General features: G+C 59.2%; 15 protein-coding genes. 1 reads left to right on the top strand and 14 read right to left on the bottom strand.

Annotated features, from left to right (window positions below; translation table 11 throughout):
• Nucleotides 1-11: 11 nt before the first annotated feature.
• On the bottom strand, nucleotides 12-2,036 hold the full coding sequence (locus tag WG29040_RS01490; RefSeq protein ID WP_127195455.1) for a DNA topoisomerase III: 2,025 nt from the start codon (nucleotides 2,034-2,036) through the stop codon (nucleotides 12-14).
• 322 nt (nucleotides 2,037-2,358) lie between these two features.
• Nucleotides 2,359-4,791: an ATP-binding protein gene (locus WG29040_RS01485; RefSeq protein WP_127195454.1), complete on the bottom strand. Its 2,433-nt coding sequence runs from the start codon at nucleotides 4,789-4,791 to the stop codon at nucleotides 2,359-2,361.
• A 352-nt stretch (nucleotides 4,792-5,143) separates the two neighbouring features.
• Here WG29040_RS01485 and WG29040_RS01480 point away from each other — a divergent pair, with 352 nt between their 5' ends.
• Entirely contained in the window at nucleotides 5,144-5,341 is a 198-nt protein-coding gene (locus WG29040_RS01480; protein WP_256681500.1) for a hypothetical protein, read from the top strand.
• 204 nt (nucleotides 5,342-5,545) lie between these two features.
• Here the strand turns inward: WG29040_RS01480 and WG29040_RS01475 are convergent, their stop codons facing one another.
• From WG29040_RS01475 to WG29040_RS01420, 12 genes are all read right to left on the bottom strand, one after another.
• Nucleotides 5,546-5,941, bottom strand: coding sequence for a single-stranded DNA-binding protein (locus WG29040_RS01475; protein WP_127195453.1), 396 nt, complete (start codon nucleotides 5,939-5,941; stop codon nucleotides 5,546-5,548).
• Nucleotides 5,938-6,453: a DUF3158 family protein gene (locus WG29040_RS01470; protein ID WP_127195452.1), complete on the bottom strand. Its 516-nt coding sequence runs from the start codon at nucleotides 6,451-6,453 to the stop codon at nucleotides 5,938-5,940. Before WG29040_RS01470 ends, WG29040_RS01475 begins: the two co-directional genes overlap by 4 nt.
• Nucleotides 6,450-7,277 (bottom strand): PFL_4669 family integrating conjugative element protein, encoded by an 828-nt coding sequence (locus tag WG29040_RS01465; protein WP_127195451.1) that lies wholly within the window; start codon nucleotides 7,275-7,277, stop codon nucleotides 6,450-6,452. The genes WG29040_RS01470 and WG29040_RS01465 overlap by 4 nt, the downstream gene beginning before the upstream one ends.
• A gap of 620 nt (nucleotides 7,278-7,897) precedes the next feature.
• Complete coding sequence (locus WG29040_RS01460; RefSeq protein WP_127195450.1) at nucleotides 7,898-9,094, bottom strand: STY4528 family pathogenicity island replication protein; 1,197 nt, start codon at nucleotides 9,092-9,094, stop codon at nucleotides 7,898-7,900.
• On the bottom strand, nucleotides 9,094-9,654 hold the full coding sequence (locus WG29040_RS01455) for a DUF2857 domain-containing protein (protein ID WP_127195449.1): 561 nt from the start codon (nucleotides 9,652-9,654) through the stop codon (nucleotides 9,094-9,096). The genes WG29040_RS01460 and WG29040_RS01455 overlap by 1 nt, the downstream gene beginning before the upstream one ends.
• Nucleotides 9,655-9,665: 11 nt before the next feature.
• Nucleotides 9,666-11,372, bottom strand: coding sequence for a ParB family protein (locus WG29040_RS01450; protein ID WP_127195448.1), 1,707 nt, complete (start codon nucleotides 11,370-11,372; stop codon nucleotides 9,666-9,668).
• Nucleotides 11,365-11,625, bottom strand: coding sequence for a type II toxin-antitoxin system HicA family toxin (locus WG29040_RS01445; protein ID WP_127195447.1), 261 nt, complete (start codon nucleotides 11,623-11,625; stop codon nucleotides 11,365-11,367). Before WG29040_RS01445 ends, WG29040_RS01450 begins: the two co-directional genes overlap by 8 nt.
• Nucleotides 11,609-12,472, bottom strand: a complete 864-nt coding sequence (locus WG29040_RS01440) for a ParA family protein (protein ID WP_127195446.1) — start codon at nucleotides 12,470-12,472, stop codon at nucleotides 11,609-11,611. The genes WG29040_RS01445 and WG29040_RS01440 overlap by 17 nt, the downstream gene beginning before the upstream one ends.
• 36 nt (nucleotides 12,473-12,508) lie before the next feature.
• Nucleotides 12,509-12,721 (bottom strand): AlpA family transcriptional regulator, encoded by a 213-nt coding sequence (locus WG29040_RS01435; RefSeq protein ID WP_127195445.1) that lies wholly within the window; start codon nucleotides 12,719-12,721, stop codon nucleotides 12,509-12,511.
• 488 nt (nucleotides 12,722-13,209) lie between these two features.
• Nucleotides 13,210-14,103 carry a LysR family transcriptional regulator gene (locus WG29040_RS01430; RefSeq protein ID WP_127195444.1) on the bottom strand — a complete coding sequence of 298 codons (894 nt, stop codon included), beginning with the start codon at nucleotides 14,101-14,103 and terminating at the stop codon, nucleotides 13,210-13,212.
• A 626-nt stretch (nucleotides 14,104-14,729) separates the two neighbouring features.
• Complete coding sequence (locus WG29040_RS01425) at nucleotides 14,730-15,998, bottom strand: site-specific integrase (protein WP_127195443.1); 1,269 nt, start codon at nucleotides 15,996-15,998, stop codon at nucleotides 14,730-14,732.
• A gap of 153 nt (nucleotides 15,999-16,151) precedes the next feature.
• Nucleotides 16,152-17,066: a LysR family transcriptional regulator gene (locus tag WG29040_RS01420; RefSeq protein WP_127195442.1), complete on the bottom strand. Its 915-nt coding sequence runs from the start codon at nucleotides 17,064-17,066 to the stop codon at nucleotides 16,152-16,154.
• Nucleotides 17,067-17,216 lie beyond the last annotated feature (150 nt).

Below are 17,216 nucleotides of genomic sequence, written 5' to 3'. Positions count from 1 at the left end.
TCTGGCAGGTTTCAGGAAGCTCTGGGAGCGGTCCGCCGCTTGCGCGGAGCGGCTCGTTTGCCACCGGACGATTCGAACGCTACGGTGCCGTTACAGTCGGGATAACGGTTGCACGACCAAAAGGGACCGGTTTTTCCAGTTCGCTGGCGTGTAGCGCCGCCGCACAGAGGGCAGGCAGGGCCTCCCGGGATCCGGATCGCCAGGGTGGTGCCGCTGTACTGCTGGATCAGTTGCGTGATCCAGGCCGACTGTTTCGCAATGAAGGTGTCCAGGGTCAACTGGCCGGTTTCGATCATGTCCAACGCCTGTTCCCAAATGGCGGTCGTGCCCGGGTCGGCAATCGCAGCCGGCACAGCGTCGATCAGAGTGAAAGCTGCGTCGGAGGCGCGGACGGATCGACCTTTTTTGATCAGGTAGCTTCGGCTCAACAAGCCATTGATAATGTTTGCTCGGGTGGCCTCGGTGCCGATGCCCGTGGTTTCCTTCAACTTCTGTTTCAGGCGTGGGTCTGTCACCAGTTTGGCGACACCCTTCATAGCTTTGATCAACTCCCCCTGCGTGAACGGCTTGGATGGCAGTGTTTTCAGCGCTTTCAGATCGACAGAGCCGACTTGGCAATGTGTACCCTCGGATAGCGGCGGCAGGATCTGGCTGCGTTGGGCGGGCTCATCGTCCGCACCGTCGGGTGTGCCCGGCCCGCTGTTGATTAGCGCCCGTTGCCATCCCAGGACGGCAACCTGCTTACCCGTCGCCTGCAGTGTCTGGCCGCCGGCTGACAACGTGGCGACTGTTCTGTCGAATTCATGGTGAGGTAGAAATTGCGCCAGGTAATACGAACGGATGAGCCGATAAACGACCCGCTGCTTCTCCGACATGGCAGAAAGGTTGGTCGGTTCCAGCGTGGGAATGATGCCATGGTGAGCAGTGACTTTCGCATCGTTCCAGGCGCGTGAGCGTTGGGTGCGGTCGAGTTGGTCGAACAATGGGCGCAGGCCGGGATCGCTGGCAAGCATGGCGTTGAGCACTGTCGGCACTTCGGCCAGCATGCTCTCCGGCAAGTAGCCGGAATCCGAGCGGGGATAGGTGGTCGCCTTGTGCGTCTCGTACAGCGCTTGCGCGATGTCCAGTGTTTCTTGCACGTCGAGACCAAACTGGCGCGAGCAGACTTCCTGCAGCGTGCCGAGGTCGAACGGGAGAGGCGCGACTTCGCGGACCCGCTCGGTTTCCACCGACAGCACCTTAGCCTCACGAGCGCCGCCGATTTTGCTTACTGCCTGCTGGGCGGTTCGTTGGTCCAGGCACCGACCTGCAGTGTCTGTGGTGGCATCGGGCGGTATCCAGTTCGCGGTGAAAGAATTGCCGGCGTGCGACAGCTGCACTTCGCCGGACCAAAACGGAACAGACACGAACCGGGCGATCTCGCGGTCGCGATCCACCACAAGACGCAGCGTCGGCGTCTGCACACGACCGACTGAGAGGACGCCCTGGTAGCCGGCTTGGCGGCCGAGCACCGTGAACAATCGGCTGAGGTTCATGCCGATCAACCAATCGGCGCGAGAGCGGGCGAGTGCCGAGTAATACAGCGGCAGGGTCTCATTCGACGGCTTGAGCGCGCCCAGTGCCTTGCGAATGGAGGCGTCATTCAGTGCCGACAGCCACAGCCGTTGAATGGAGCCACGGTAGCCGCATAGCTCGATAATCTCGCGAGCGATCATCTCGCCTTCGCGATCGGCATCGGTGGCAATCACCAGCTCGCTGGCCTGGCCGAGCAACTGTTTGACGACCTTGAATTGCGCGGCAGTAGAGACCTTGACCTCGCTGCGCCAGCGCTCGGGAAGAATGGGGAGCTGTTCGATCGACCAGCGTTTGTACTGTTCGCCGTAGGCTTCTGGTGGTGCGGCTTCGATCAGGTGACCGATGCACCAGGTCACGACAATTCCTGGTCCGTTGTAGCAGCCAGTTCCGCGCTGTTTCGCACCCAGCACGCGGGCAATGTCTTTGCCTTGCGAAGGCTTCTCGCACAGATACAAGCGCATGCAGCCTCCTCGGAAATAGAGTGGTATCCATCGAATGAGTACCAGCATGTCCGGGGAGAGCGCGAGAGACAGCAAACAAGGTGGATTCGACAATGACCGGCTTGTTGGCACTGAGAGGCAGGATTGCGGCAGTTGAGTCCAGGGTAGTTGAGGAGATCGCCAGAGAAGGCGCTTCGTTTCGGGCGCGCGCGTGGAACTCAGTGGACGTCCATGGCGCTATACCCTGGGTATAATAGAGGTGTTTGGTAGAGGCCGGTGCTTTGCAGGCCCACAGGCTCTGGCGCATTGAAGGCGACCATCGACTGCTACAGCCGCCCTCGGATCAGGCATCCGGTTCTTCACGCCACTTCAGATAGTCACCCACACAACAGAAGCCAGCAGCGGCCGCATTGCGCTCAAGCGTCCATGCTGTCTCCCTGGGACGGATCAGTGCCTGTAGGTCTTCGGAAAAGTGCGCTGTCGGGCCACCACGAGAAGCTCCTTGAGGATCATCGGGCAGGTCGGCGAATTTGAGGTCGCAGTCTTCAAATTCGTCATCGCCTGAGTGTTCCTGGTCGTCAGCCTCCCAGGGCTTTGCAGTCCACAGGGCATGAAGCTGGTCAGCGCTCAGATCCTCACGCATCAGGTAGCACAGTGCGTCAGGATGGACTTCTTCAACCTGTACATTGAATAGCGTGGCGAATCGACGCCGTGCAGCCTCTTCGGCCTCGGTCTGGGCTTTCTCAAAGGCATCGTTCTCGGCCCAATACGCGGTCTCGTCCTCGTCCTCGTCTTGCTGGCGTTGCGCTGCGGCACGTTTCGCCGAGGCAGCAAGAAGCTGCGCGGCGATGTGTTTCTGATCTGCCTCGGCACGTGACAGGACTTCCGTCCAGTCGGCGGGCGCAGGGCTGGTGCCCGCACCGACAAGACGCGTGTTCTGATAGTCAATGAAGGCCATGTTTTCACCTGGAATCGCTCCGACCACGACAGGGTCGTTGGTGACATCTTCGATGGTCGGCGGTAGGCCGCGCTTCTCGCGGTCGCTGCCGGCACGGTCGACCAGAAAGCGTTCGCGCCAGACCTCGCCGCGCGCACGCCTCCCTTCTCCCTCCAGGCTCATGGTGTACTTCATCAGCCACATGTGCATGTAGCGCTGGCGTTGCTCGCTGTGCTGCAGGGCGAGGTCATGGAAGCGCTGATAAAACGCTTCATCGTGGCCGCAGTCGAGGCTGTCGCCTTCGTGGGCAACCTCGTGCTCGATGAGGGTAAAGATGTAGGCCGCGGTCCTGAGTGGACTCGATTTGAGCCGCTTCACAAGGGTGACGTCGACGGCGATGTAACTGCTGCCGTCGGTCCACGCCTGGGCGATGTTGGACTGCCCGAGAAGAATGTGAAGTGATTTACCGTCACGGACCTGCCCGACGTACGCAGACCGGCCACCCGTGCACAGGGCGGCGTAGTGATGCAGGCACCAGCGCAACGCCGTCCAGGCGCGGCGTGTTTCGCGATCGAGCGCATCTTTTTCCGTCACGATACGAGTCCGCTCAATGAACGCGTCGCGCAGTGTTGAGAAAGAGAGCAAGTCCGGAACGTAGAAACCATTGAGCCACCCGTACTGTGTGCCGTTCTGCTCCACGTCCTGTTTCAGGTTCCCCTGGATCCGAATGATGCAGTCGACAAAGTCCTGTGCGTTGTAGCAGCCGAAGCGGTCGAGTGTGGTGGGGTGAACGATCACGACGATACCTTCGCGGGCGATGGCTTCACCCTTCGGGACATCGAAGACGTTGTCGACGACCGCGAACCTGCCACCTTGCCGCTGGTTATGGCTATAGCGGCATTTGCGCAGAAAGCCCTCCAACGACACGTGCCGTTTGCCGGGCAGAAGCGTGACGACCTCTTCCCAGGAGTAGATTTGAACGATGTTGGCATCACCCGAAAGCAATGCCCGCGCGGATTTTTCACGGCGAGCCTCGGTTTTACGGTGGTCACCAAGACGGGACGCCATCTGGTCAGCCATATGGCCAAATTGTCTGGCAATTGATTTCCACACCGGGCAGGTCTTGCGCAGGATTTCGGTACGGGACACGTTCAGGCCGATGGCCTTTTTGGAAACGATGAGGCCGCCCGCGCCCCACGTGTGAGCGGGATCGTGACGTACCAGTACGCCCTGGTTGTAGATGGAGACAGCACCGTCCGCTTTCACGCGATACCAGGCGCATTCGTCCTCAGCATCCCAGCGCTCGGTGCGGGGATCGCGTGTGATGCGCTGGCCATTCAGCTCAACACTGACGGGGGTGTAACGCACCAGGTCCCGAACCTCCTGGATGGTCGACATCAGCTCCGCATCACTCAGGACTTCGTACCAGTCGCCAGAGATCGAGCAGCCCGGCGACGCGTCGTGGAGTTCGTCAAGATCGTAGTGATAGCCCATCGCCCGTGTATCGACGGTCATCATCCAGGCGTTAGAACGCCAGACTGTTGTGGCATGGGCCATGATCTGGCCGCGTCCGAGCCGGAAACGGCCGTAGGTGGCGTCGCCTTCATCGTGTGGCGTGCCGAAACGACCGAAGTACCGAACGACATCTTCGCGGCGGGCAAAGCCCTGGCCGTCGTCGCTGCAGGTGAAGCCGGTGCGGGACAACGAAAGATGCACGGCACTGGCCCTGGCATCGACCGAGTTCATCAGCAACTCGATGATGGCTTTGCCGATGGAGCCCGCCTGGCTGTAAATGATGTGATGGATGATCTGCGGATCGAGCTCGAAGGGCAAACGCATGGGGCCTCCTCATGACTTCAGGTCAGAACTGGGATAAATGCGCCGTCCCTGGGGGAGGGTGGACACGCGATCATTGATGCCTGCGATCACCGTGCATGTCGAAAGCCAAACCGAACCCCTGTTGCGCCGTATTCAGCGGGAGTGGGCGTGACCGGTCGACGTTTGCGCTATGAAAGGGTGTTTTCAGAAGAGTCGAGCAGGTCGTACGTCAGAGCCGCGACCGTATTGTCACGCATCGCTGACAGCGACCACGGTGGACGTCAGTGGAACAACTTGACATGACTCCGAGATAGGTAGGACGCTATGCAACCGGATGAGCGTCAGTTCAAAAATGACCTGCAATGAGATTGTGATGGCGAAGACGCTTACCGATGCATACCTGGTGCTGCTGTTGGCGGCGACTATTCACGGCACCGATGCAGCCGTGCGTGATACGGCGAAGCGCTGTGCGAAAACGTTGCCCAGAAGCAAACGGGATGTGATGTACCAGATCGTGGACAGTAAGGAACCGCTCAAGCTTGTATTCCATATCGCGACGAATCTGGACTGATGTGGCAAGCGAGGAGAGTCTGCAAGAGTAGCTGGAAGCCGTGGGGCAGCGAATGGAGGGCGTAGGTTGGTTCTCCATGTGCTTCTCCATGTGCCGCGAACTGTGGATCTCAGTGGAACTCCATGGACGCTGGCTGTTGCCCGGTGAGCGACTGGTGGTTGGCGCAATCGCTCAGCCGGAAAGGTGCATGCAGGGCGGGAATGATCACTCGTTCTCGGCTGGCTCCGCTGCAGCGGGCTTGGCCCCGAGCACGACAGACTCAAGGCGATAAGGCAGGATGCCAGCGCGGCGCGCTTCGATCTTGAAGGTCACACGCTCGTTTTCATCCGCATCCTCCCAATCGTCTTTCACCGCCCGACCTTCGACCAATACGCGCATACCCTTCTGATACAGCGTTGCCCAGCGTTCGGCATCGCGATGCCAAATCTCGACCGGTGCCCAGAACCCGCCGCGATCTTCAAAACCCTCCTTGGTAGGCACGGGGTTGTCGAAATAGACATTCAGGCGCAACAACCTGCGCGGCTCGTTGTTGCCGTTTGGAAACTCGCGAAAATCTGGCGCAGAGCCGATATTGCCCTCGCCGTAGAAATGCGTGCTCATGAGTGTGACTCCTTGGGGGGGATGGGGTGGATACGCCGTTGGTAAGCCCGTTCGACGTGTGCCAGTTTGCTGGCGCATGCCGAGGTTTGCCGGGCGATGCTGTGAGTGAGGCTGATCTGCAGGTTCAGCACGATGCGCTGCACCTCGATGGCGTAGAGGTCGTCGATCAGCGATGCCGGTGTGCCGGGGCTGGCTAGCAGCTCCTCCCACAAAGCAGTACCCATGCGCGAGCGATCGAGGTTGCGCCAGCGCAGAAAGGTCGTGCCTGCGCCGGTGGTTTGCTGGGCCAGTTGCACGGCAAGCAGGTTGAAGGGGTGGCTGCGGGCCTGCGCCAGTATTTTGCGTTGCGCCAGCCCGATCAGATCGTCCCGCAGCGCTTCGCACTGGCTGGCCCAGGTCGCAAGCTCCCCATTACCTTTAAAAGGTTTTAAAAGGCCTTTTAGGTAGCCTGCGTGTTCCAGCCTCTGGAAGTCCGCCTGTTCCAGTGCCAAGAAGCGGTTGGGTGCGATCATGCTGGATGGTCCTCACCGTCGACAGACGCAGGCGTACCGCCGTCCAGGTCCTCCTCGTTTAATATGTCTGGTTCAACGGTGTCAGTGTCGTTGGCTGGCGCAACCTCTGAAACTGTCGACATGCCTGGCGCGGATGTCGGAGGAGGGCGACGCAGAAGCGGTGGCGCAAAGCGTGAACGGCGTGTGCCTTCGAGCACGTCCTGCGGCAGTTCACCGTATATCTCCAGGGCGGCGCGCGCCGCGGCATTGTTGGCAGCGAAGTCGTCGCGCTGGGTACCAGAGTAGCGATACTGCTGCGCCAGGCTGAAAAGGCTGCGCAGCGCATGCGCGCCCTCATTGAGCCAGCGTTCCAGGGTGCTGCGGTCGATCAGGGCGGTGTGATGCGCCAGGATCAGGCGCCGGGCCAGGTCGTCGTAGTCGGCCAGCAGATAGACCGCCATGAAGCCGAGTTGCGAGGCCACGAACAGCGGTAGCTTCACCGGCTGGACGTTGAGGTTCTCGCCCAGGCTGAGTGCAGCCGGCACATCGGCCAGTGCCTGATCAACCTGTTCGCGTAAGGCCTGAAGCTGTTCTTTGGTGGTGCTGAGCTTCTCCTCAATGCGCAGCATCCACCAGTCGGAGTAGGGATCATCCTGCTCGGCGCCGCGCTTGAGCTTGGTCATGATGGCGACAAAGCCGTTGAGCCCGACAATGCCGGGTTTACCCTCGGAGGGCGTGCGTCCATGCCAGATGCGGGATGCATGATGGGTGTGCAGCATCAGCGACATCGCGCTGCGCAGTGACCCAAGGTTCAACTGCAGGGAGGATTCGGGTTCGGTGGCCATCGTGACGACTCTCGGTAAGGAAACGAGTCGCCAGCATCGGCATTGACCGGAAGGGTGTCAGTCATCAAACCGCACCGCATGAATGCCTGTTTAGGCGTTCACACGGCTGCCCTGAAGTCTTGCGCTTCGCCGGGGCTGATCGGCTGCGAGATGTATATCGTGACCATTGCCCTTCGCAGTTTCTGGAAGGCTGCGTGTTCAACTATACCCGGGGTATAGGCGACCATGGCTTTCGGTGGACTTTTCCTGCAGTGGATCCAGGGGCTGCAGGCGATGCGTTGCAGGGAAGGCAGTCTGTTCAGCTATACCAGTGGTATAGGCGACCATAGCCTTCGGTGGACTCTTCCTGCGAATGCCTCTTGGGTCGGAGGTGATGCATTGAAGGGAAGGCAGTGTGTTCAACTATACCAGTGGTATAGGCGACTATGGACTTCGGTGGATTCCTCCATGCTGATGACCCAGAGCTGCAGGTGATGCGTTGTAGGGAAGGCAGCGTGTTCAGCTATACCCGTGGTATAGGCGACCATGGCCTACAGTGGACGCACGCGCAGGCCGCCGCAACGCTTGGGCAGATCGAGCCATGGCATCCTGGACATCCAGAAGATCCGGGGCGGCTGCGTTCAGGGCAGGCGCATCAGTGCCCGCAGACGGGCGATATTCTCCTGTGCCACGGCGGGGTCCGCAGGTGGCGGTGATTTCGGGGGTTGCGAATCTGGTGCTGTCGTGACGCTGGCTGTCTTCTGTCCAGCCCAGGCGCGGAACTCGCCACGCATGGCTTTCTGGATGATGCCGAACAAGTACCCGGCGGGATTGTGTACCGTGCTGGCTTGGCAGCGGGCATCCCATTCGTCGAGGACAGCCTGATGCAACTGCGTATCCACGGGCTGTAGGGCGGCGAGTGCGCCTGATTGCTGCTCTGCTTTGAGTGCCAGGAAGCGCTCGGGGAGCCGAAGCATTCCCAACTCGTGCGCGCGCGGTACAGTACGTACTTCTTTTATTTGTTTTTCTTTACGTACAGTACTATCGGTCTTCGGATTCCGAAGTGAGCCGGATTTACTGGGCTTTTCGCCTGCTTTGGATTCCGAAGTCGGACGCGGCTGATTCCGAAGAAGGCTTTCTGGCCCTTCTTCGGAATTGTGGGCATCTCCAGGCTGTGGATAAGTCGCCGTCTGAACCCAGCCCTGCGCGGCCAGGCGCTGCGACAGTACCTGCAATCGGGTGGGAAGCAGTTGGCTTTTGAGCAACGGATCTTCAGTCATCTCTTTCAGCACATGCACACCGACGCGCTGGATTGACTTGCTGGCGTGGGCTAAGGACCGGCTGACCAGCCTCAGGTAATCGGCGTCGAGCTGGATGGCTTCATAGGGCGTCAGGGGTTCATCGTGCAACACATAGAGGTTGCCCAATATCCGTCCGGTCTTCGGGTCACGCCGGCGACGCACTAAGCTGATCCAGCGCGTAAGCCTTAGCAGGGTCAGCGCGCGGGCGACAGTTTCATGGGATGCGCGCGTCGTACAGGGCATTGAGGCCAGCCAGGGAGCGAGCTGGTCATAAGTGGGAAAGGCCGTGATCCCGTCATCATTGAGCAGCAGACGGAAGACTTGCCAGGCGTTTCGCTCAAGCGGGGTCAGTCGATTGTCCAGCAACAACGCACGGGGCACGCTGTCATGCCGATTACCGCTGAAGATGAACCCATCAGACGGAGCTGCTGGTGCTGATGCCGGCGCCATGGTAGGGGGAGGCTGCATGTGCTGCAGCGCCTGGTCGAACAGCTCCCCCAGCAATACGGGACCGCGTGAATGGCGTGGACTGCCCATCAGATCAGCCCTTCATCAATCCACCCTCGGATAGCGCTCCAAATGACTGAGATGGGCAGGCCCGTAGATTCCGCAAGATCGGCTGTAATGGCAAGCATTGTCATGTCGTCGGTCAGCTCAGTGCCCCGCCCTTTAACGGTCGCTGACCAGCGATGCCAGAGATCAGAGTCCTGCTCCTCTGTCAGGACCGGATGCCGGCCCTTGCGTTTCGGTAGCCTGATGACATCGCGCCTGAGGGCGATTTCCTGGTGGGTCAAACCGTAGAACTTGCTGATGAGTTCTGTGCTCGCGCCCAGTCGCAGGAGCCGATCGATCTCCTCGATTTCCCGTGCGAGATCCTCCACCTGGCTCAGAAGGCGTCGCAGCACTTCCGAGTTTACGCTCACGGAACACCATGAGACGGTGGCGTTGGCCAGGAGGCTGGCCATGGCCGGATGCTTGAGTGCATCCAGAGCAGCGTCGTCGAACCCCATGGACTTGGCCCGGCGCAACTGGCCATTGCGCAAATCGTGGAGCGCTTGCGCGATGACGGCCTGATTGAGCGGATGCGGTTCGGGCATGGTCGGCGCCCTCATGATCCGTTCAGGGCGGCATCGCCATCAGTGATGCCCGCCTCGATGTCCAGCAGTCGCCGGCCGAGTCGCACCAAGCGGAAAAGCTTCACCAGGCTCGTATCGCTCAATCTAGCGGTAGGTTGTGATGAAGGGATGTGTTCCAGCCCCAGCAGAAGAGCGCCCAAATCCCCGGGCATCCGTAAAGGCGGAGTCCGGTCCGGCTGGTAGGGAACGCTCAGGCTATGCAGCAGCAGTAATGCACCACGGAGATTTAAGTGCGTGTTCGCATCGGCAGATATTTCCGCGCATGTGAAGCCGATGCCCTCGTCGCAGGCGACAATGACCTCTTCCAGACCCGCATCGTTGGCGATCTCACGCGCGAACTGAGCGATGTGGACGCGCAGCCGATCCGGCGTATCGAGGCCGGGGTCGATGTACCAGACATCCGAGATGGGGTAGAGACCGCCTGCCTGAACAGGGATGGCCTGCAGCACGCTGGTTTCGAAATCAGGTGGCGTCTCGCCGACATGGTCGGTCACCAATCGTTGGATCGACTGTAGGCGCTCGGTGGTCTGGGCAGGTGAGACAATATGCTCCTGAAGTAAGGCCGAGTGATCGTCCTTAGCATATTGATCGTCATTCACGTCGGCCGGAGGATGTGTCGCAGGCCCCTCTTGAATCGAAAGGGTATCGCTTGCCGGTATCCTGGGTGCCTCTGCTACCCGCGGTGTGGATGATGACGTGGCCGGTGCGACTACGGATGGAGATGTTGGCTTGGTCGTGGAGACCGACCCTGTGGTCTCCGTACCTGGCGGTGTGTTCGGTTCACTAGTAAGCAACTGCCAGCGCTTTTCGGAATCGGTGATTTCGAACACCAGTGTGTCATAGTCCACCCCGAGCAACTCGGACATCTGGCCGATCAGCTCATCTTGCACCCGCTGCGCCGTAAAACTCCCTGGGGAGTCAAATACCATCAGGACATCCTGGAACAGCGTTGCAAAATCAATGCTTAGACTGTTCTTGGTGGCGCGCGCGTCCCAGATCCTGGAGCCGGCTCTACGCAGGTAAGTCAGTTGCTCGACTTGGGGGCGTCCCAAGCCGGCATAGAGCACGCTCGGTATCGCTGGCAGCAGGAACTGGACGGCCTCCTGCATGCGGCTGATGTGGGGCTGGGGTACGGGGTAGCCATCAGCCTTGAGGCGTCGGGCAAGCTCCGATTGCGACAGCGATTTACCATCCTCGTGTTCATAGAGCTCACGGACTTTTTCGACACCCAGAGCTCGTTCGATAAACGACAGGCTACCGTGAAGTTCGTTCTCGGCCAGATGTCCCGTCAGGGCGACGATCTCACCGCGCTCTGGCCAGGGGCGGAACAGGCAGCCGATACGGAAGAATCGCCCGTCCTTGGTCTCACTCCACAGATCGCGCAGTATCGCCAGGCGCGTGTTGCCGCCGTTACGAATGATGTAGTGATCGGCACCGGGGCGACGGGTGATCGGTGGCGGAGCGTCCAGTCCTCGCTGGCGGATGGAGGCTTTGATTTCCTCGTACAGCGGATTACGCGTCAGCCTCGGATCCAGCTCGTAGGGGCGCAACTGGTCCAACGTCACCACCATTGGCGTATCGGCGATCGGGTCTGTTAGCGTTTCTGCAACCGCTCCGGAGTGTCCGAAGCCGTCGCTCATCAGTTTGTTGGCCATCTCTTGCAGGGAGGCATCAGTCATGGTCGGCTCCCTCTTGATCGGGGTGCTCGACCACCGTGGCGTGGCGTTGTGTGCGACGCAGCATGGCGCGTGCATTGCGTTCTGCCCGGTGATCGCTGGCTGTCGCGCTGGTATAAATCGGTGGTAAGCCCGGCTTGACGAATTTGAGGTGCCCGCCAGGTGTCCGGGAGACATTCCAACCCTCGCTCAGGGCATGTTGAATCAGCGGAAGTAGTCGCTTGTGGCCACGGGCCAGTTCATGGGCGTTTGACATGAGAGTGTCTCCCCTCAAACTTTCCGGTGACCAGGGCGAACTGTTCCTGCCATTGCGGACACAGTTCGCTGGCCAACCCGCGCACAATGTCCAGTGCGGCTGCAGCAACTCGGCCAGTGGGCCGTCGGTGCTCAACCCGATGGACCGGCAAACCACGCGTTGCCGCTCGAGGAAATGCCTCTATCGCGGGGATCTCGGTACGCATGACATGAACCCCTTCCTGCTCTCGGAAGATCAAACGCAGTGTCTGCTGGATCAGCTTTGCATTGGCTGACACCGCGGGTACGCGGTTGAGCAGGAGATGAAGGTGTGGCGGGTTAATGCCCAGATGCCGATAGGGGGCGATGTCTTCGATGAGCTGCAGAGTGCCTCGGCGCATTTCACGCGCGGCGAGGATTTCGGGCGTGACGGGCGAGATCGCCTGCTCGGAGGCAAGCACCGCCATCTCGAGCAGCACACTGCGAGCTCCTTGAGTATCGAGTAGCACCAGATCGTAATGAGGCTGGAACACTGGCAGAAGATGACGCAGTCGAAGCCGTCCGTCCGGTGCATGCAGCAACAGGGTATTCAGTTGCCGATGCTGGTCATTGGACAAAATGACATCCAGCCGCTCTATGACGGTACGCGATACCAGTCGCGCAATGTCGCGTTCGTTGCATGCCAGCAGCTCATAGATCCCGCACGGCGCGCGACGGGTAAGCTCGTAGTACGAGGACAATGTGGGCTGCATATCCAGGTCGAGTAGCAGGACCCTCAGGCCGGCATCAGCAATGAAACCGCCGAGGTTGGCGGCGACCGTGGTTTTTCCTACGCCGCCCTTGGTCGAGATAACAGAAATCACCTGCATGGCTTGCTCCTCTTCGGCAAGGAATGGGGAGCTAAGTCAGACGCGTTCTTTAAGACGGTCAGTGATCCACTGGTCGATCTCTGTGGAGTCCCAACCAACGGCGCGGACGCCAAGTTTTATGGCTTTGGGGAATTGGCCCGCCTTCATGAGGCTGTAAAGATAGGCGCGCTTGAAGCCTGTCTTGGCCTCAACTTCCGGGCGGCGAAGGATGCGTCGCTCCGGGGCCGGAGCAGGGTTCTGTTCAGGCATAGCGGTCACTCCTTAATGCTCAGTGGCACTTCTCGGGTTGACCCGTATTGAATCGCTGCCACCCCTGAAGCACATCAAACAATAGGACGGTACTGACCACCGTATTGATGTTCCTTCATCCGGCTGCGAGGCAAAGCATTGCGGCCAACACTATCCGTGGAACTGACACTGTTAAAAGGTTTGGCGTCTTGATAAATAGTCCGTCTGGCGGACGCTCGCTGTTTAATCTATGCGCGAGTGGGCGCGGCATTTTTTGTCATGCGGGCGACAAAAAATGTCCGTCAGTAACGGTAGGTTGCGATTGACAAGCGCTACAAGCTAGCGCGCTTCGGCATGAGCCGGTGCACACCAACTGAACTCAAAGGCTATCCCCTTTATCTTGCGACGATGAAGGGGATATTTGGGTCGTGCTCCAGACAAAAATGTATGGAACTTAATGTGAGAGTCTAGAACTGAGGATGGAGTGATCATTCTTGCTCACGCATCGGTCATGCTTCCCCGATTTGTTGCGCTCTTTTAATGAAGCGCTCCAGTTCTGCTGGAATTAGCCTGTCCGGTACAACGATGAATGTTGCCGTGTCGGGGATATCGTCGATAACCGGCCGAACAATGACGTCAGGGTGTTTGTAAATGGAAAGCTGCGATTCCAACCCGATACCAATGCCATAGCCCGCGGCCACCAGCATCATCATGGGCTCATGACCAGAAACATGTTCAGCAATGTTGGGAGAGGGCAGCGAGTCGTCCTCGAACCAATGATTAATGACATTACGTCCGCCGGCGCAACGTTCAGGATGGCAAAGAATCAGGGGGTACCGGAGTGCTTCCCCAAGAGGCACTTTATCCAAGGAAAGCAGCGGATGGTGAGTGGGAATAGCAATGGCAGGGCGTTCGGCCCAAACCCTAAACTTTGTAAGGCCATTGGTGGCTACTGTGCTGTCGACAGTGAAACCCGCATCTATCTCGTCGTGTAAGAGCGCTTTGTGCATCTCGTTGACGGTCATTTCAACGATCCGAATCTCGGTGGCAGGCTCCACTTCACGGCATCGAGCCAGCAGCTGTGTCAGCCGAGGCTGAGCGAGACTGTCGGCGATGCCGATGCGTACCCGGCCACGATAGCCCTGAGACGCTGACTGCACTCGTGTCAGGGCGTTATCCATGTAGGCAAGTACGCGGCGAGCCTCTTCACGGAAAATCTCCCCAGGCCAAGTCAGCTGTATACGCCCCTTGGTGCGATGGAGCAGTCGGACACCGAGATAGGACTCAAGATCTCTTATGGCTCTGGACAACGGGGAAGGTTCGATGTGAACTCTGGCCGCTGCACGAGCAAAGCTTTGTTCTTCAGCGACGATAAGGAAATAGCGCAGGTGACGTATCCTCATGCTGTATCTTCCTTTTTGCTTGTTGACATGCTCTTTGACAGCGGGCGGTGCACTGTTATTCGCGCACTGGTAGTGGTTTCGGTGAACCGCTGTGTGATGCAGTCCACAAGTTTTGACGCAGCCGAAGTTGACACGCCGCAATCGTGTGACTGCTTCCTGAACTGAAGTGTTGATCCTATCGGCGTCGCTGCGTGACCCTGCAGTTGCCACAGGTGCTCGATCGGTGGGGCGGGCCGCAGTCGTGCGCGTTGGTGCTTTGCAGAGCGCAGATCGCTGCAGGCAATCGCCGAGACGTTGCGTTACGAGCTGAGCTGGTCTGAGGATGAGGACTGGCCTGTCATGGCGCCCTCACATGCACGGCCGAGCGACCGTCTCGTTGGGGCAACGAGGTCTTATTGCCCCTCCACGAACGACTCGCCTCAGGGGCGTGCGAAGGGTGAGTCATGGTTGTTGTTGGCCGTCTGTGGCCATCAATGGAAAAAACTTGGTATAGGACTTGCCAATGGGCCAGAATAGCGTCCACTCCTGAGGTAGGAAGCAAGGAAAACCTTTTTAAATCAAAATGTTAGAGACTAGGTTCTAGTCCCGTTTCCCGCTCCAATCTCATGATTGTTTTCGCGGTATCGTCAATCTGTCGTCACTCGCGCCGCGTTTTGCCGCAACTGGTCTAGGTAGTTCGCCCATTGTTGAGCCGCCTCCCGGCGTTGCACTAATAATTGCGCGCGGGCATACACAGCTCCAAGCGCACCAGGCATCCGGTGGGATAACGATAGCTCGAGCACTATTGGATCAATACCTAAGTGCTCATGGGCAATGGTGCGATAGGTGGCTCGAAAGCCGTGGGCAGTGATGTCGTACTCCGGCCAGATGCGCTGAAAGGACTTGAGCATGGAGGTCGGATTTATGGGGCGTCCGGGATAGACCGGCGAGACGAACACCCAGCCTTTGCCTTCTTCATCCACCACGCGGGCTTTATGTAGCTCGCGTAACAGAACCAAGGCTTGCTCAGGCAACGGCACTATGTGTTTGCTCTTGTCCAGGTGCTTGGTCTTGCTCACCACATAACGCCAATCGGCGCCCACCAAGTCGACATCTTCCCAGCGCATCTGCACCAGTTCGCCAGGGCGGACCGGCAACATGACCAGCAGGCGCATTGCGGTGGCAACGCTGCCGTTGCTGCATTCATCCAGGCGCAGCAGAAACCTGCCCAGGTCGGCTGGCCTTTCGATCGCCGGGTTGCTGGTCACGACATGGCGGATCTTCAACTCCTCAATGTTGCTGAGCGCCACGTTGCGTTCCACCCAGCCGCGCCCCTCGGCAAAGCCCAGGACGGCACGGATGATGGTGCGCACGCGCCGGGCCATGGCCATGGTGCGCTGGCGGCGCAGCTCGGTAATGATCGTGGTGATGTGCTCCAGCTTGATCTCGCTGACCGGTTTTTTACCAATGGCAGGCAAGATGTGGTTGTTCAGCGCTCCGCTAAACCCTGAGATGGATTTAGTCACCAGTTCGGCAGACTTGAATGCCAACCATTGCTTGGCTACATACTCGAAGGTGCGCACCTCGTTGAGGAGTTGCGCCTCGATTTTGGCGGTCTTGGCCTTGAGCGGAGCGGTGTGGTTAGCCACGTCGCGGCGTGCACCGCGGGCAATGTCGCGCGCTTCTTTCAGGCCGATTTCGGGGTAAGCGCCGATTGAGAAGCGGTTTTCCTTGCCATGCAGCCGATACTTCAAGCGCCAGAACTTGGAAGGGGATTTGCCGACCTTGCTCGACGCCCTTACCTCCAAGTAGAGGCCAGGGACTTCGCCATCGGCGTGTTTGCCGGGTTCGGTCAGTGAGCGGACCAAGGCATCGCTGAGTTTTCGTTTGAAAACAACCGCATTATCTGGGGGCATCGGTGGGGGCATCCTTTTTAAGGAACCTAAATTTGCCCCCAATTATGCCCCCATGAGTCGTGGAATTCATTGGATTTAGACAGACGGCAGCGGACTTAAACTATCAATAATTCGTTGTTGTAAAATAGTTTTATGGAATTTAATGGAACTCCATTACAGGCTATCGGGGTCCCCAAAAAACATCTGAATTCGCGAGCGCAACCAGCGCTCCCCGGGGTCGTTGTCCTGGGCGCCGCGCCATGCCATGTGCAATTCAAAGGCCGGGGTGTCCAGCGGCGGGTCTTCGGCGCGAACGCCGCCGGCGGCGGTCAGGGCTTCGGCGGTGTAATCCGGCACGGTGGCGATGATATCGGTGCCGGCGAGCAGGGTACTCAGGCCGTTGAACTGCGGTACGGCCAGCACGACGTGGCGCTTGCGGCCCATTTTTTCCAGCTCGGTGTCCATAAAGCCGCTGAGGTCGCCGGCAAATGAAACCAGGGCATGGGGCCGGGCACAGAAGTCATCCAGGCTTAACGGGCCGGGGACTGTGTCGGCGCGCAACAGTTTGGGCTTGCTGCGGCGCAATACCTTGCGCTTGGCATTGGCCGGCAGGTCGCTGGTATAGCTGACACCCACGGAAATTTCACCGGAGGCCAGCAGCGGCGGCATCAGGATGTAGTTGACCCGGCGCACCACCAGCACGATCCCCGGCGCTTCTGCCCGCAAGCGCTTGAGCAGCATGGGCAGCAGCGCAAATTCCACATCATCTGACAGGCCAATCCGGAATACCGAGGTGCTGGTGGCCGGGTTGAACTCCGAGGCGCGGCTCACGGCCGTGGAAATTGAATCCAGGGCCGGAGACAGCAGGGCAAAAATCTCGATCGCCCGGGCCGTAGGCTCCATGCTGCGCCCAGTGCGCACAAACAAAGGGTCGTCGAACAGGTTGCGCAGGCGTGAAAGTGCCGCACTGATTGCCGGTTGCCCCAGAAACAGTTTCTCGGCGGCGCGGGTCACACTGCGCTCATGCATCAGGGTTTCGAAGACGATCAGCAAATTCAGATCGACGCGACGCAAGTCGTTACGGTTCATCTGGCAGGCTTCACAGGCGGTTCAACGGTGAGGTAGGTAACGGATCTTACTGGCAAAACTCGTAAATCGACACACGGTAGATTGGCTTTCTGCGTTTTTACTGGCCGCAGTGCTGTTTGCCAGCGGACAAAATGCCTGCGGATCAATGTC

The sequence above is a fragment of the Pseudomonas sp. PAMC 29040 genome, from assembly GCF_003994535.1.
Classification (GTDB): domain Bacteria; phylum Pseudomonadota; class Gammaproteobacteria; order Pseudomonadales; family Pseudomonadaceae; genus Aquipseudomonas; species Aquipseudomonas paraversuta.
Note: the sequence above shows the minus strand (reverse complement) of the source record. Positions and strands in the feature narration are given on the sequence as shown.